Source organism: Micromonospora sp. MH33, from assembly GCF_003013775.1.
Classification (GTDB): domain Bacteria; phylum Actinomycetota; class Actinomycetes; order Mycobacteriales; family Micromonosporaceae; genus Micromonospora; species Micromonospora fulviviridis.
Genome location: NZ_MUYZ01000180.1, coordinates 1 through 13,886, shown reverse-complemented (window position 1 = coordinate 13,886; position 13,886 = coordinate 1). Strand labels below are relative to the sequence as shown.

Annotated in this window: 14 protein-coding genes and 2 pseudogenes; 8 read left to right on the top strand and 8 right to left on the bottom strand. The window is 67.1% G+C overall.

Annotated features, from left to right (window positions below; all coding sequences use genetic code 11):
• Together B0E53_RS23745 and B0E53_RS23740 are read right to left on the bottom strand one after the other, a co-directional pair.
• Nucleotides 1-243 (bottom strand): annotated as a pseudogene (locus tag B0E53_RS23745) (hypothetical protein); the annotation flags it as partial.
• Nucleotides 240-572, bottom strand: coding sequence for a PadR family transcriptional regulator (locus tag B0E53_RS23740; RefSeq protein WP_107078083.1), 333 nt, complete (start codon nt 570-572; stop codon nt 240-242). The gene B0E53_RS23740 and the pseudogene B0E53_RS23745, both read right to left, overlap by 4 nt.
• A 65-nt stretch (nt 573-637) precedes the next feature.
• Here B0E53_RS23740 and B0E53_RS23735 point away from each other — a divergent pair, with 65 nt between their 5' ends.
• From B0E53_RS23735 to B0E53_RS23715, 7 genes and pseudogenes are all read left to right on the top strand, one after another.
• The gene (locus tag B0E53_RS23735) at nt 638-1,267 is read left to right on the top strand and encodes a LysE family translocator (protein ID WP_107078082.1); all 630 of its coding nucleotides are present in this window, start codon (nt 638-640) and stop codon (nt 1,265-1,267) included.
• 15 nt (nt 1,268-1,282) lie between these two features.
• Nucleotides 1,283-1,360 (top strand): annotated as a pseudogene (locus tag B0E53_RS39600) (transcriptional regulator); the annotation flags it as partial.
• A 216-nt stretch (nt 1,361-1,576) separates the two neighbouring features.
• Nucleotides 1,577-3,127, top strand: a complete 1,551-nt coding sequence (locus B0E53_RS23725; RefSeq protein WP_107078081.1) for a recombinase family protein — start codon at nt 1,577-1,579, stop codon at nt 3,125-3,127.
• Between the two features lie 286 nt (nt 3,128-3,413).
• Nucleotides 3,414-3,542: a hypothetical protein gene (locus B0E53_RS40205; protein ID WP_281492903.1), complete on the top strand. Its 129-nt coding sequence runs from the start codon at nt 3,414-3,416 to the stop codon at nt 3,540-3,542.
• A gap of 1,799 nt (nt 3,543-5,341) precedes the next feature.
• Entirely contained in the window at nt 5,342-5,512 is a 171-nt protein-coding gene (locus B0E53_RS37810; protein WP_168215396.1) for a hypothetical protein, read from the top strand.
• Nucleotides 5,513-5,996: 484 nt separating this feature from the next.
• Complete coding sequence (locus B0E53_RS37805; RefSeq protein WP_168215395.1) at nt 5,997-6,164, top strand: hypothetical protein; 168 nt, start codon at nt 5,997-5,999, stop codon at nt 6,162-6,164.
• An 89-nt stretch (nt 6,165-6,253) separates the two neighbouring features.
• Nucleotides 6,254-7,396, top strand: a complete 1,143-nt coding sequence (locus B0E53_RS23715; RefSeq protein ID WP_107078079.1) for a phage major capsid protein — start codon at nt 6,254-6,256, stop codon at nt 7,394-7,396.
• 32 nt (nt 7,397-7,428) lie between these two features.
• Here B0E53_RS23715 and B0E53_RS37085 read toward each other — a convergent pair whose 3' ends face one another.
• Nucleotides 7,429-7,947 (bottom strand): hypothetical protein, encoded by a 519-nt coding sequence (locus tag B0E53_RS37085; RefSeq protein ID WP_146167744.1) that lies wholly within the window; start codon nt 7,945-7,947, stop codon nt 7,429-7,431.
• Between the two features lie 926 nt (nt 7,948-8,873).
• Here B0E53_RS37085 and B0E53_RS37800 point away from each other — a divergent pair.
• On the top strand, nt 8,874-9,032 hold the full coding sequence (locus tag B0E53_RS37800; RefSeq protein ID WP_167544538.1) for a hypothetical protein: 159 nt from the start codon (nt 8,874-8,876) through the stop codon (nt 9,030-9,032).
• 34 nt (nt 9,033-9,066) lie between these two features.
• Here the strand turns inward: B0E53_RS37800 and B0E53_RS23710 are convergent, their stop codons facing one another.
• The 5 genes from B0E53_RS23710 to B0E53_RS23680 form a co-directional block, all read right to left on the bottom strand.
• A complete protein-coding gene (locus tag B0E53_RS23710) occupies nt 9,067-9,834 on the bottom strand; it encodes a TIGR02391 family protein (protein WP_091311681.1) in 768 nt (255 codons plus the stop codon).
• Nucleotides 9,835-11,259: 1,425 nt separating this feature from the next.
• A complete protein-coding gene (locus B0E53_RS23695; protein ID WP_107078076.1) occupies nt 11,260-12,189 on the bottom strand; it encodes a Ppx/GppA phosphatase family protein in 930 nt (309 codons plus the stop codon).
• Nucleotides 12,190-12,258: 69 nt separating this feature from the next.
• The gene (locus tag B0E53_RS23690; protein WP_107078075.1) at nt 12,259-12,771 is read right to left on the bottom strand and encodes an amino-acid N-acetyltransferase; all 513 of its coding nucleotides are present in this window, start codon (nt 12,769-12,771) and stop codon (nt 12,259-12,261) included.
• 1 nt (nt 12,772) lies between these two features.
• Complete coding sequence (locus tag B0E53_RS23685; RefSeq protein ID WP_107078074.1) at nt 12,773-13,330, bottom strand: DUF501 domain-containing protein; 558 nt, start codon at nt 13,328-13,330, stop codon at nt 12,773-12,775.
• 23 nt (nt 13,331-13,353) lie between these two features.
• A partial coding sequence (locus tag B0E53_RS23680; RefSeq protein ID WP_107078073.1) for a septum formation initiator family protein occupies nt 13,354-13,886 on the bottom strand: 533 nt, incomplete at its 5' end.

The window sequence follows — 13,886 nt, the reverse complement described above, 5'->3', positions numbered from 1 at the left end:
TCGCCGGCCCCGCCGCCCCGGTCCGGCTCCCGCCTCGGCGCCGGCGGCGGCCCGCAGTTCGGCCGCGTACGCCTCCGGCTCACCCAGCCGGTCGACCAGCGTGCCGTCGGCCTCGGCGGCCACCTCGGCGAGGTGCTCCGGCAGGTCCTCGGTCAACTCGTCGCGGACGGTGGGCGGCAGGTCGGCCAGGGCGGCCCGCACCCGCTCGACGTAGTCCGCGATCTCCTGCCCAGTGACGGTCATGCCGCCATCCCCCGATCGTCGAGCAGTGCGTCCATGGTGGTGGCGAAGGAGCGCCAGGTCTTGCCGGAGCGGGCGAGCTGGTCCCGGCCGGCGGCATTGAGTGAGTAGTACTTGCGGTGGGGGCCGGACTCGCTCGGTACCACGTAGGTGGTCAGCAGGCCGGCGGCGAAGAGCCGGCGCAGGGTGCCGTAGACCGAGGCGTCACCGACCTCCTCCAGGCCGGCTTCGCGCAGCCGGCGGAGGATGTCGTAACCGTAGCCGTCCTCCTCCTTGAGCACGGCGAGAACGGCCAGGTCGAGCACGCCCTTGAGGAGCTGCGTCGTATCCACGCTCCGCACACTAGTGCGGAATGCGTAGTACCGTCAAGAACATGGTAGCTGCGTAGGCTCGGGGCATGTCGTGGAGCAGCTACGCGTCCTTCCTGGCCTTCGCCACCGTGCTGATCCTGATCCCGGGGCCGGACTTCGCCGTGGTCACCCGCAACACGCTCGCTGCCGGCCGGCGGCGGGGCAGGTGGAGCGCGCTCGGCGTGACCGCCTCGAACACGGTGCAGGGGGTGACCGCCGCCGCCGGGCTCGGCGCGCTCATCGTCCGCTCCCAGCCGCTGTTCGAGGCGATCCGTTGGGCCGGCGTGGCCTATCTGGCGTACCTCGGGGTGCAGGCCTGGCGGTCGGCCTGGCGCGGCGACTACCCGCCGCTGGCCGGGGACGCCGCCGCCATGCCCGGGCAGGCGCTGGCCGGGTTCCGGCAGGGCTTCCTGTCCAACGTCACCAACCCGAAGGTGCTGGCCTTCTACCTGGCCGTGCTCCCCCAGTTCGTCGGCGGCGCGGCGCCGATCGGGGTGCTGCTCGCCTTCGCCCTCAGCCACGCCGTGCTCGGACTCGCGTACCTGCTGGTCCTGGTCGCGGCGCTGGACCGGGCCCGGGACCTGCTGTCCCGGCGGCGGGTCCGGCGCTGGCTGGACGGCCTGACCGGGGTGGCGTTGCTCGGCTTCGGCGCCCGCCTCGCCACCGAACGGACCTGACCCACGCACCTCGCCGCCGAAGAACAGGTCGTGGCCCGCTTCGCCGCCGCCCTGGGCGGCCGGCTTCACCAGGCCATCTACTTCGACGACGGGACATCGCGGCCATCGCCTGAGCCACCACGGCCCGCACCTTGGCCTCGATCACGAGCGCGGCAGACCGCGATATGCATCCAGCCAGGCCCAGTCACCAGGGCAGGCTGCCAGCTCGGCGAGGCAGTGGTCGAGGGCGTCCTCGATGTCGATCACACCGGGCGGCCTCAGGCCAGGGACCAGGCGATGCCGTCCGGCATCTGCGATAGAATTTAGCACATGCCTACCCCTGCCCCTGGCAACGGCGTTACCGCCATCTACCTGCGGTTATCCAAGCAGACTGACCGCTCCGTCTCCCTTGACGCACAGCTAGCGGAGTGCATGGCCCTCTGCGAACGGAACGGGTGGACGGACACGCTGATCTACCGGGATGAGTCCCGGTCGGCGTCCAACGCCAGGCGGAAGCGACCCGCGTATGAGCGGATGCTTGCCGACGTGCGGGCGGGCCAGGTGGCCCGGATCGTGTGCCGTGATGATGACCGGCTGGTGCGGCAGCCCATTGAGCTTGAAGGGCTCATCAACACTCTTGAACCTGGCGCGGTCCCGGTCTGGTTCGCTGCGGGCAGTGAGCTTGACCTGACTACCTCCCGGGGCCGGGAGAACGCCCGCATCCGTGGGGCTATCGCTCGGGGTGAGGTTGAGCGGAAGTCCGAGCGGCAGAAGGCCAGCAACCGGCACTGGGTGGCCAGTGGTCGGCCGTTGGGCACGGTCCGGCCGTTCGGATACACCTACGCGGCTGGGACTCTCACGGTGGTGCCGAAGGAAGCGGAGTCGATCCGATGGGCCGTGGATCACGTCATGAGGGGCGGCACCCTGTCTGACGTTGCCCGGGAGTGGACGCGCCGGGGGCACACCGTCCCGAAGACGAAGGGCCCCTACTCTTGGCCTGCGGCGAAGGGCGCCCTTACCAACCCGTACATCTGTGGGCACCTCCAGTACCAGCCGTCTACGATCCTGTCCCCCGAGCAGAGCAAACGCGTTCCCGCGTGGAAAGCGGAGCTGATCAAGGGTGAGTGGGAACCGATCATTACGCGGGAGCAGTGGACGGACGTTGTGCAGGTGTTGACCCGCACGCGGTCTAGGGCTGGCAACTACGTGAGGTATCTCGGGGCGGGCATCTACCGCTGCGGCGTCTGTGACGCACCGCTCCGCACGGGTTGGAACGCCAACAAAACCAAGAGGTGGCGCACGTATAAGTGTGTCGGCCACCTCGGGGGCATCTCCGCTGAGCCGATCGATGCCTACGTGACCGAGATTCTTACCTCCCTGTTGATGGTGGAGGACTTCACCGACTTCCTCGCCGATGCTCACGGCCCCGACCGTGGGGTGTTGGAGGCGGAACGCAAGGAGCTTGAGGGAGAGCTTGACGCCTTGACAGCCTCCTACGCCCGACGTGCCATCCGGCTACCACAGTTGGAGGCAGGGACGGCGGCCATTGAGGCGAGGCTTGCCGAGATTGACGAGGCGTTGGCGGGCACAGTGGAGCAGGAAGAACGGGCGGCCAGGTACGGCCCCGCGTCTCGGGAGCAGTGGGAGTCGGCCACGATCGAGCAGCGGCGGCTGTTCCTCAAGGACCTTCTCCCGGTGGTCCGGGTGTTCCCGGCAGGGTCTAGCCCTGCTCCCCCGGTTCCCGTCTACGTCCACGCCTACGACCGGCGGGGACGGCTACGGCCGATGCCGCTTGAGCCGGAGGACCTGGAGACGATGCACCGCCAGGAGGCGCACGCGGCGAGGTTCGGCAAGACCGTGTGGCCAGCGAAAATGGCCTGAGAGCCACGGAGAGCCCCGAACGGCCCCGGCCAGGTGTCCCGGTAAGGGCCCGGCCGGGGCCTTTCTGTTTCCCTGAATAGGTTTAAACGGGCCACCCGTTGGGCCACGATAAGCTATGTCGGCCGCGGACCTGTTGGGACTCGTATAGTATCCCTGTTACATCCGCAGCTAGGGTGTTCGCAGCAGTAAGATTCCGGGTGTAACACCCCCCGCTAGACTGACACCGCCACACCAGGGGCCCACCATTGGGCCCCTTTTGTCTCTGGACACAGGAAGGCAGACAGACATGACCCGTGAACTTACGGCGCTGATTGTCCGGCTGGTCTCTGCCCTTGAGGAAGGCAACCAGCTAAAGCGTATCGAGATGCGGGCTAACGGCACGCTTCCGAATGACGGCCGGGGCCGTCGCAACTGAGGAAGTCAAGGACGGAAGGATGGTAAGACGTATGGCGTATTCGCCGGAACGGAGCGCACAAGCGGCGGCTTATCTCGACTGGCAGCGGGCTCTACTTGAGCAACCGTTGCCGTGTGACGGCCAGGCGGCCGAGGTGGCGCGGAAGTACCACGTTGCCACCGAAGAAACGTGGGCCAACTTCAAGCTTTTCATCATCCGGTTTTCGCTTCACGGGACGTGGGGTAGCGGAATCCGGCCGACGTACGGCCGAGTGGGTGACGCTATGGGCGTCAGCACGCGGAAGGCTCAGGACCTCATCACGGCGGCCCGTGAGCTTGGGTGGCTGGTGCGGGTGGGCAACGCGGGCTCCCGGGGCGGAGCTGGCGGCGGGGGTACGGCCCCGACGTGGCGTGTAAACGACCCATACGCCTCGGCGGACGACGAACCGCCAGTGGCCGTTCCGGCCCGGCCAGCGAGTTCGACCCCTGGCAGGATCAACCGCCTTACTGAGCAGAGAGTGAGCCGCGGCGTCGCTGTCTGTAGCTGACTTGCGGAGTACCTATCTCTGTCTCTGTTCCTATCACTGTGACTGTCCCTATGGACTGTCACTGTCCCTGCAACTGTCCTACTCTCGTTTGCCTTGGCGGAGTTCATAAGGAGCCAAGGACTAACACCTTCCCTACGTTCGGACTCCGGGAAGGTTCTACCCACCACGGGAAAACTGCAGCCGTTGAAGGCTGCCCAAGTAGTGGCCGTTACTCAACCCACACAGGCATACCAGCAAGAGCGTCCCGCGTTGATCTTGAACGGAGGGATCATCAGCTTCAACACCTGCACCAAATGCAAGCGGCTAATCCCCATGGGCACCGGGCACAGGTGCCCTAACTGCAAGCCTAAGCGTGTCCACACGCTGACAGCCGCTAAGCGCGGCTACACGGCTGAGTACCGACGTAACCGGGCCCTAGTCCTGGCGGACGGGCCCGCGTGCATTCTGTGCCGAAGTAGGCCAGCAACAACAGCGGATCACATAATGCCGCTCAGCAAGGGCGGCACCAACGCGATCGAGAACCTACGACCAGTGTGCGGGCCCTGCAACTACGGCAGGGGCAACCGGACGTAGGGCAGCCCGAGGGAGCTGCCCCAGCCGTCCTAGAAGAGAGACATGATCCCTCGCACGATCATGAACATAAGCTGGAACATCATTCGGATCATCATGTACATCAGCTTGAACGTCCACATGAAGAGCTGAAAGACAATCTCCACTGCAATCCTCCACGCCCCGTGTGCGGCCAGGGCGTCCACCGTTCGGGCCCAAACCCTCCGCAACGACGTAACGCTACGTGCAGGAACTCGAATGGGGTAGATGTCCTTTCGGGGCGACCGAGCTGGCGGAACGGTGGACCCGTCGATCCACTGCCTGACCCTGCAGCGATGACACTTTCCATCCTCCTGGGCGCCCTCGACCCGGCGGGCAGGGGTAGAGCAAAAGTCTGGACCTTCTCGCGGAAGGACCCCCGTCCTTAGGCGCATTTTTGCGTGCGTGACTTCGTGACATGTCGTGACGCAAACCGCAGCCAGTCGGCGGTTCACCTGCAGAAACCTTGAAATTCGGCGTGACAGCCAGAGTGAGAAAACGCGACGGACGCCTGTCACCTTTCAGAAAGGAGCCGATCATTCACAACTTCAAGAGGTGCCGCGCGTGCGGCAAGCACGTCAGCGGCAACCGTTCCTACTGCGCCGAGGTGGCCTGCCAGCGTAGGGCCGCTGCCGACCGGAAGGCCCGTAGCAGGGCCAGCAAGCCTGATGAGGTGTCCGGGCCGGTGGCCGATCAGGACGAGGCGGACCCTACGGCGGCTAGCCCGTACCGGGCCCCGTGGGGCCGCGTCTATGACGGCTACCTACACGCCTGGCTTGAGGCGTGGGACATTTACGCCGACGACCAGGAGACGCGGCGGGAGTGGCGGCGGCTGCTGGACGAGGTGAGCCGATGAAGGCTTATCGCTGGTGCTCCGGGTGTCAGGAAGGGCACCCGCAAGACGGGGACGTGTGCGCCGTCTGGCTGGACGCCCTGGCGGCCCGTGAGGCTCTGCACCGGCAGCGGCGGGCCGCTTGGCAGCGGGCCCGCAACCGGGCGGGCCGTTGGCGTAGGTGCCTGGTGTGCTCGCAACGGTTCGACGCCGGGACGCCCCGGCGTGGACGGCCGCAAGAGTTGTGTAGCGCCGCCTGCCAGGAAATCCGAGAGGCGGACAACCAGCGGGCCCGGCGTGCGGGCCGCCCTGTGCAGCGGCGGCACAGCCGGACCGGCCTACGAACGCGGGGTGTTGTCCGTGCCTCTGAGGAAGTGTGGGCGTTCCTTGAAGCCTTCCCCGATGGCTGGTCGTACGTGAGGGATTAAAAAGCATAGGTGTAGTCCATGAAATGAGGGGCCCGGCCGTTTCGACGGCCGGGCCCTTCCCTTGTTTGAGGGGGGACCCAATGAATGACCTTGTTACTGCGTTCCGGGAGCTGGACGCTGGCGACCTCGACGCGATCGTTTCCGAGTTCGCTTGGCGGGCCGAGGTGATGGCCGAGGCGAACGGTGATTGGTCGCGCGTGTATGCGCTGATTGCCTGCGCCGCTGTTGACGCTCTCAACGCCAAGTGAGGAAGAGACACGCCGAATAACTGAATACCTAATACCTAGCCGTCCCACGGGGGCGGCATTTTTGTTTGCTCTTGATTGGAGATTCTGCCTTGACTATTCGTGCCGAGACTGAGTTTGCGGAGAAGCGGGCCCGACTGCTGCACAACCTCGCCGAGATTGCCGACAACCCCGGCCTCTCTATCGAGTCCCGCAACAAGGCGATTGATTCGCTGATGCCGGAGGACACCCCGGAGCTAGCCCCGTTTGAGGTTCGGGACCAGGCGGCCTTTGAGGCCGCGCAACGGGAGGCGTTTGCCCGCGACTTCGAACGGATCAACCACGCGACTCGCAACGCCCGGGGCGATGCGATGGAGTGGCGGGCCCTGCTGCCGTCCCTCCGGGAGATGCGGGCCACCCTTGTTGAGTCGTCGCTGACCGATGGCGGCTACACGGTGCCGCAGCGCGTCAGCGGTTCGTGGGTTGACAAGCTGCGGGCTACTTCCGCCTTCCTGCGCGGTGGCGTCCAGGTGGTGCCGTTCGACAGTGCGACTTTCCGGCTGCCCCGGCTGAACGCGACGAACACCCCGGGTGTCGTGGCGGAGAACACCGCGATTGCGAAGGGCGACACGGACTGGGCCGCGCTCGACTTCACTGCGGTCAAGTTCGCTGACATTCAGGAAGCCTCCAACGAGATTCTGATGGACTCGGCCCTTGACCTCCGCCGCATCCTGGCGGACACGATGGCTAAGAACATCGCTAGCTCGGTTGACGCTTCCGCTTTCAACGGCACTGGCACCAGCAGCCTTAAGGGTCTGCTTGCCACTGGCAACAACACCAAGACCACGCTTGCAGGTACCGCGGTCAAGTGGGACGACATCGCTGATGCGTACGCGGCCATTGAGGCGACTGGCGGCACCCCGGGCGTCATCTGGGCTTCCCCGGACATGGCTAAGGGTCTACGCAAGGAGCGCGAGGGCGGCTCGACTGGCGCGTACCTGGCTGGTGCGGTGACTCAGGCTCCGGCTGGTACCGCTTGGGGCCTCCCGCTGCTGGTGTCGGGCAACCTTCCGGCTAAGACCGTGATTGTCTGCGACCCGTCGCGGGTGTTCTTCGGTCTGCGGGCGAACGTTGTTCTCAAGGTCAGTGAGGATTACGGGTTTGACCGGGACGTTATCGCGTTCCGGGCGACCATGCGTGCGGCTGGCGTTGCGGTCGCTGAGCCGACTTCGGTTCAACACATCGCGGCTGCCTAAGCCAGCTAACCAAGCAGAGAACCCCGGGGCCGTCACGCCCCGGGGTTCTTGGCGATTTCGGAAGCGTCGCCTACTGCGGGCATCTCGATCTTCAGTTCCTGTCGGATCAGCTTTCGTAGCGCATTCTTCCTCTCAATCACCTTTTCGATGGTCGCTTCCGCATCTTGCTCCGCTTCCTGTGCGCTCCTCTCTCTGACGTTGCCACTAAAATCGATACGAAAGAAGGACGTTGACACATACAGGGCGCGCACACGCCCCCGAATCGGTTCAGGTGCGAGCAGTTCTACGGTTATCGCCGCATTCTGAATCTCATCGACGGCAGCTTCGAGTAGTTCGGCATTCTCCCGCGAAATTGCCCGTTGGCCCAGATAGGCCCTCGGCTTGGCGTGGCGGGCGAGTCTAATCCATCGTTCGATATTGTTTAACAGCGTGGAATAGGCGGCCAACCGCTCCTGATGCCAACGCGACTCGTCTTCGCGTGCCCACTGCTCTTTGCGTTCCTCTCGCTCCTGCTCCCACCGTTGATTATCATGCTCGCCTGTCGGGCCCACTGCCGCTTTTCCCGCCAAACCGCGAAGAGCTGGGTTAGGAGTGCGCCGACCACGACACCCACTAGGCCGATGAGGGCGGCCGTGGGCGTATCGGTGGTGCCGGGAGGGCGTTCAGGCGGCGATGAGGGAACGGATGTCGTCGCCCCGACCGTAGGAGAGGTGCCCGCTGTTGCTGGAGGAGTCGGAGTCGCAGGCGGCATCGCCTAAGGATGGCGGATGCGCGAACCGGCCGCTAGAGCAGGATGGGCACCCGTGGGGATTGGCTAGGGTCTGAGGCTAGGGGCTGTAGTAACGCTGCGTAGCAGCCTGCCTGAGCGCACACCGCTCGGCCTGTCTGCCCTTGCAGATGATGAACAGCGGACGGGGGGAGGGCCGACTCATACTTTCGGTTGTACGCCCCGGAGTTTCTATAGGGATGTTTGCTCAAGCCTATAGGGATGTCTATTGAAAATCCTTAGGAATTACCAGGCAATTCGGAGAGTAGTTTCCGCACGGCGCAGAAGGCCCTCTTTGCATTCACTGAGGCCAGGTGCTTAATGTCTCTCCGCGAGCTGTCGTAGTCCCCGGCTGGGAGAGGAAGGAGGCGTTACGCCCGAGTGTGCAGATGGCGAAGGGGGGCCAGGGTGGTCGTTCCGACCGGAACACTGACCATGACTGACCAGCACTGAACCTGACTGAACTACGCTGACCAGCCCGTTCTATCTAGAACGCTCGGCGACGGGGTAGGGAAGGTGCACATACGGCGGGCCCAACTTGACCTCGGCTCAAGTTGGCAGTGCAATGAACCGCAGCAGTGAGCCACCCCTGACAGCAGGTTGTGTCAGGAAGCGAGCAACGCCCGGGATTGCGGCCCGGGCGTTGCTGGTGGCTCAACGCTGATCAAGTAAGTCCTACCTGCCGTCAACGTGTGTTTCCAAGGAGCCAACGTGACCGTAGACCCCGATGAGGAAAGCGTCAACACAACGGACCGCGACCAGCAGCGAAAGCCCTGGTTGGACCTTATGCACGCAGTGCCGCCGATCCTGCAAGGGCTGGCCGCGCTGTTGGTCGCCACCGGCACCGTGCTGGCTCTCGTCCTCAAGTAGCCCGCCAGGGGGCCGGGTGGTCGCCCACCCGGCCCTATGGTCCCGCCTCGTATGGCTTCTGCTGAACCTCTGCCCTGTCGATCCAGCGAGCGAGCAGACTGAAGGCTGCGAGGCACTCCAACGCCTCCTGCTCCGACAGATCGTGATCCTCGTCGGTTAGATGCGCGACAGGGTTACGCACTCCCGCAAACAGGCCGCAGCCGAAGTTGACAGCTCCGACGTGAACGCTCTTGAAGTGGTCCGGGTCGTCGGGCGTACAGAGACGCAATCTCGGACGGCCTGGCTGTGGGTCCTCAAGGCTGAACGCCTCCCGGAGAGCCTTGCTCTCGGAGACATCGAACCGGCCCAGCTTCTTACGGAGGCGGGAGTTGATGTTGACCGCTGCGGCATGGATCGCCGCTCGATCGTTGCCGCTGTCCCAATGCGGTCTTGCCGCGCTCCATACCCAGGGGTGAAGGTCATCCGCCGCAATCTGCGGACCCGGCTCATCGACGCTGAGGTTCGCCTCGATCTCCTCGCTGCGCTCGATCATTGGGAGGTATGCGTGGATTTCGTCGCGCATGGTTTTGACTTGCGCGTTCAGCGACCCGAATCCTCTCCACTTCCAGTTCTCAAAGACCCTCTGGAAGGTGAGCCGAACCGTGGCGAGCTGCTTCTTAACCTCGTCATCTGGAACTTTGAAGCTGTAGACGTTCTTAACCAAGCCGTTGCGGTCGGGGTCAGCCTCGCTGGTCTTGATGCGCTCGGTCATGTCGAGAAACTTGTTCCACTCGTCCAGAACCCAGGCGTAGTTGATCGGCATGCTTCCCCACTTGCGGTACGAGCACTACGGCGATCACCCAGCCTACGGACATCGGCGGTTCTCGACCAGCGAGAAAATGGCCCAGCGTTGCCGCTGAGGCTCTTCCTGGCGCTTCTCCGCGCTACGCCATGTTGAGGACTTGGCGCAGCCTCCGGGGGGTGATCCCGAGGGCGGAAGCCACCCGTTCCCGGGTAGCTCCCGGTTCCGCCAGCATCACGGCGGCCAGGCGGCGAGTTTCCGCCGCCGGACGACGCTTCCGGCGGGGCTGCTCAGGTTCCGGGCTATGCGACCCGCTGTGAGGCTCGCTGGGGCCCTCCGCGGATTCCTCGGCGCACCCGGAAGGTGCGGCTACTTCCGGGGCTTCCTGGGCCGCTTCCTGAGGCTGGGCAACAGGTTCCGCCGGAACTACGGCGGGACCCTTCCCGGACCGGGCGAGCACTTCCACGGTGAGCAGCAGGGCCACGGCGGGCCAGGCGGAAACTACCCGGGCCACAGCGTCCGGGGCGGCAACGATCACGTTGGCGGCCAGGGACGCGGCTACGCCGACCAAGAACGCCAACCAGGCGGACCACCGGGACCGCCTAGCGTCTCCGAGGGCCAAGGTGGCAACCAGGATCATTCCGTCTACCGACAGCGGCAAAAGCGTTGCCAGGAAAGGGGTTTGGCCCGCCTCAAGGGCCAGGGTCCGCATGTGGTCGTAGCTGCCGATGGCGGCAACCACGGTGACGGCCACCGTTCCGGCCATGGACGCGATACGGCGGGCGTTCATCGGGCACCCCCGGCCAGCCGCTCCGAACGGCAGGGGCCGCAATTGGTCCGGGAGTTGCCCCGGTGGCGCGGGCAGTGGTCCGCCCGGTTAGCCACCGGAAGAGCGGCCCCACGTCGCTCTACAGGCCCGTACGGCGGACGGGAGGGGTTGGGGTTGGGGTTCTTGGTTTTGCTGCTCAGGAATCGCCGGAGCGCGTCAGCGCGACCCTTCAACTTCGTTTGATCTTCAACACTTCGGGTGACGCCCTGGCTGTCACCCCCGGGGCGGCGGTTTGTCACCCCCTGGCGCTGGTTGTCACCCCCCGACACGACCAGGCGGTAAACCCGGGTAGCCACGTTGGCGACCTGGCGCACGACCAGGCGGCCAAGCTGAACCAGCTTCGCTAGGGCCCGCTGAACGGTGCGGGTGGAGACACCCGCGTACTCAGCGATCGTGGCGACGGACGGCCACGCTTCCCCGTCCTGGTTGGTGTGGGCGGCCAGGGCCACCAACACAAGCCGCTCATTGGGGCGGAGGTCACGGGACGCCAGTAGGACGGCCTTAACGGCGGCAGCGCCGCCTACGGCGGGCGAGTGGGTAGAGTCGTGCGTCATGTCGGGGCTTCCTCCCGGCGAGGCCCCGGGACCAGCGCGCCAACGCTGCCCGGGGCCGCCTAGCTACAGCATGCTGTAGCAGATGCCGTCGAGGATGTCGTGTTCGGAGGCGACCACCGAGGGCATCCCGGCCCGCTCCATGATGACCCGGAGCACCAGCGCGCCCGCACCGATCACGTCGGCCCGGCCGGGGTGCATCACGGGGCTGGCCAGCCGCTGCTCGCGGGTCCTGCCCAGCAGGTCGGCGGTCACCTGGGCGACCTGGTCGTACGACACCCGGGCGTGGTGGATGCGCGCCGGGTCGTACTCCTGTAGGCCCTGGGCGATGGCGACCACGGTGGTGACCGACCCGGCGAGCCCCACCAGGGTGGCGGCCTCGCGGCCGGGCACCGCCGTCAGCGCCCGGTCCACCGCGACCGCGATGTCGGCCTGCGCGGCGGCGATCTCGTCCAGGCCGGGCGGGTCGCCGTGCAGGTGGCGCTCGGTCATCCGGACGCAGCCAATGTCCATCGAGATGGCCGCCCGGACCCCGCCCTCGCGGGTGCCGACCACGAACTCGGTCGAGCCGCCGCCGATGTCGACCACCAGGTACGGCGGTTCGGCGTCGGCGGGCAGGCCGCGGACCGCGCCGGTGAAGGACAGCCGGGCCTCCTCGTCGCCGGTGACCACCTCGGGCGCCACGCCGAGGGTCTGCTCGACCATCGTCCGGAAGTCGGCGGCGTTCGACGCGTCGCGGGAGGCCGAGGTGGCGCACATCCGGACCCGCACGGCGCCCAGCTTCTCGATCTCCGCCGCGTAGTCCGCGAGCGCGACCCGGGTGCGCTCGATCGCCTCGGGCGCGAGCCGGCCGGTCTTGTCGACGCCCTGGCCCAGCCGGACGATCTCCATCCGGCGGCTCCGGTCCACCAGCGGCGCCTGTGGCCCGGCGGACGGGTCGGGCAGGTCGGCGACCAGCAGTCGGATCGAGTTGGTCCCGCAGTCGATGGCGGCCACGCGAGTCGTCACGGCTGTCACCCTACGGCAGTCGAGCCGGCCGCTCGGCCGTGTGGCAGCGGCCGACGGTCACAGGCGCAGCAGCATGCGGCTGTTGCCGAGGGTGTTGGGCTTGACCCGCTCCAGGTCGAGGAACTCCGCGACGCCCTCGTCGTAGGAGCGGAGCAGCTGCTCGTAGACCGGCTGCGGCACCGGGGCGCCGTCGATCTCGCGGAAGCCGAACGAGCCGAAGAAGCCGGTCTCGAAGGTGAGCACGAAGATCCGGGCGACGCCCAGCTCGCGGGCCACGTCGATCAGCTCGCCGACGATCCGGTGCCCGATCTTGTGCCCCCGGCACGACGGGTCGACCGCCACCGTGCGGATCTCGGCCAGGTCCTCCCACATGACGTGCAGCGCGCCGCAGCCGACCACCGTGCCGTCGGACGTGACCGCCACCCGGAACTCCTGCACGTCCTCGTAGAGGGTGACGGTGGCCTTGCTGAGCAGCCGCCGGTCGTCGGTGTAGGTGTCCACCAGCCGCCGGATGCCGCGCACGTCGGCGGTGCGGGCGCGGCGGACCACGATCTCGTCGGCGGCGGTCATCTCACTCCCCAGCGGGCACGTCCACGCAGGGGCCGGCGGCCCACCACTTCTCCACCAGGGCGAGGGTCTCGTCGCCGAACGGGTTGACCCCCGGCCCGGCGGCGAGCGCGTGCCCGAGGTGCACGTGCAGGCACTTGACCCGCCCCGGCATGCCACCGGCCGAGATGCCGGCGATCTCCGGCACCTGGCCGATCGCCTCCCGGCGGGCCAGGTAGTCCTCGTGCGCGGCCCGGTAGCGGGCGGCCAGCTCCGGGTCACCGGCGAGCCGTTCGGCCATCTCCTTCATCAGCCCGGCCGACTCCAGCCGGCTGCACGCCGCGGTGGCCCGCGGGCAGGTCAGGTAGAACAGCGTCGGGAAGGGCGTGCCGTCGGCCAGCCGGGGCGTCGTCTCCACCACGTCGGGCAGGCCGCACGGACACCGGTGGGCCACCGCCCGGGTGCCGCGGGGCGGGCGTCCGAGCTGCGCGGCCACCGCGGCCAGGTCGGCCTCGGTGGCCGGCTGGCGCTCCGGCGGGGGTACGGATTCCGCCGCCGGATCCTGCGGTGGTACGACGCTCACGGTTTTCTGACTCTCCTCGGTGCTCACTTGTCGGGGCGCTCGGCGTTGGCCGCCTGCACGCTCGACCACAGGGTGTCGTACCAGGGGTCGGGCGGCTTCGGCGGCCCCGGCTTCGCGCCCTTGCCGGCGTCCTTGGCGGCCCCCTCCGGGTCGGAGAGCACCACCAGCAGCGTCTCGCCGGGCCGGCCCATGAAGAACCGCTCCCGGGCCTGCGTCTCGATGTACGCCGGGTCGTGCCACTTCTGCGCCTCGAGGGTGAGCCTCTCGATCTCCCTGCGCTGGGCGGCCTGCGACGCCTCCATCCGCTCGATGTCCGTCTGCTGGTCGAGGTAGACCCGGACCGGATAGGTGTAGGCCAGGGCGAGCGCGATCAGCACCGCGAAGAGCACGGTGGCGCGCCCGGTGAAGCGCCGGGGTTGGGGTGCGGTGAGCCGCTTGACCGTGCCACCGGCCGCGGTACGCCGGGCCGCCGCGGGGCGGCTCGCGGAACGTACCCCCTCGGTGGCGCGGGTGGCGCCGGGCGACCGGCCGGCGGCGCGCGGCTCGGCGCGGACGC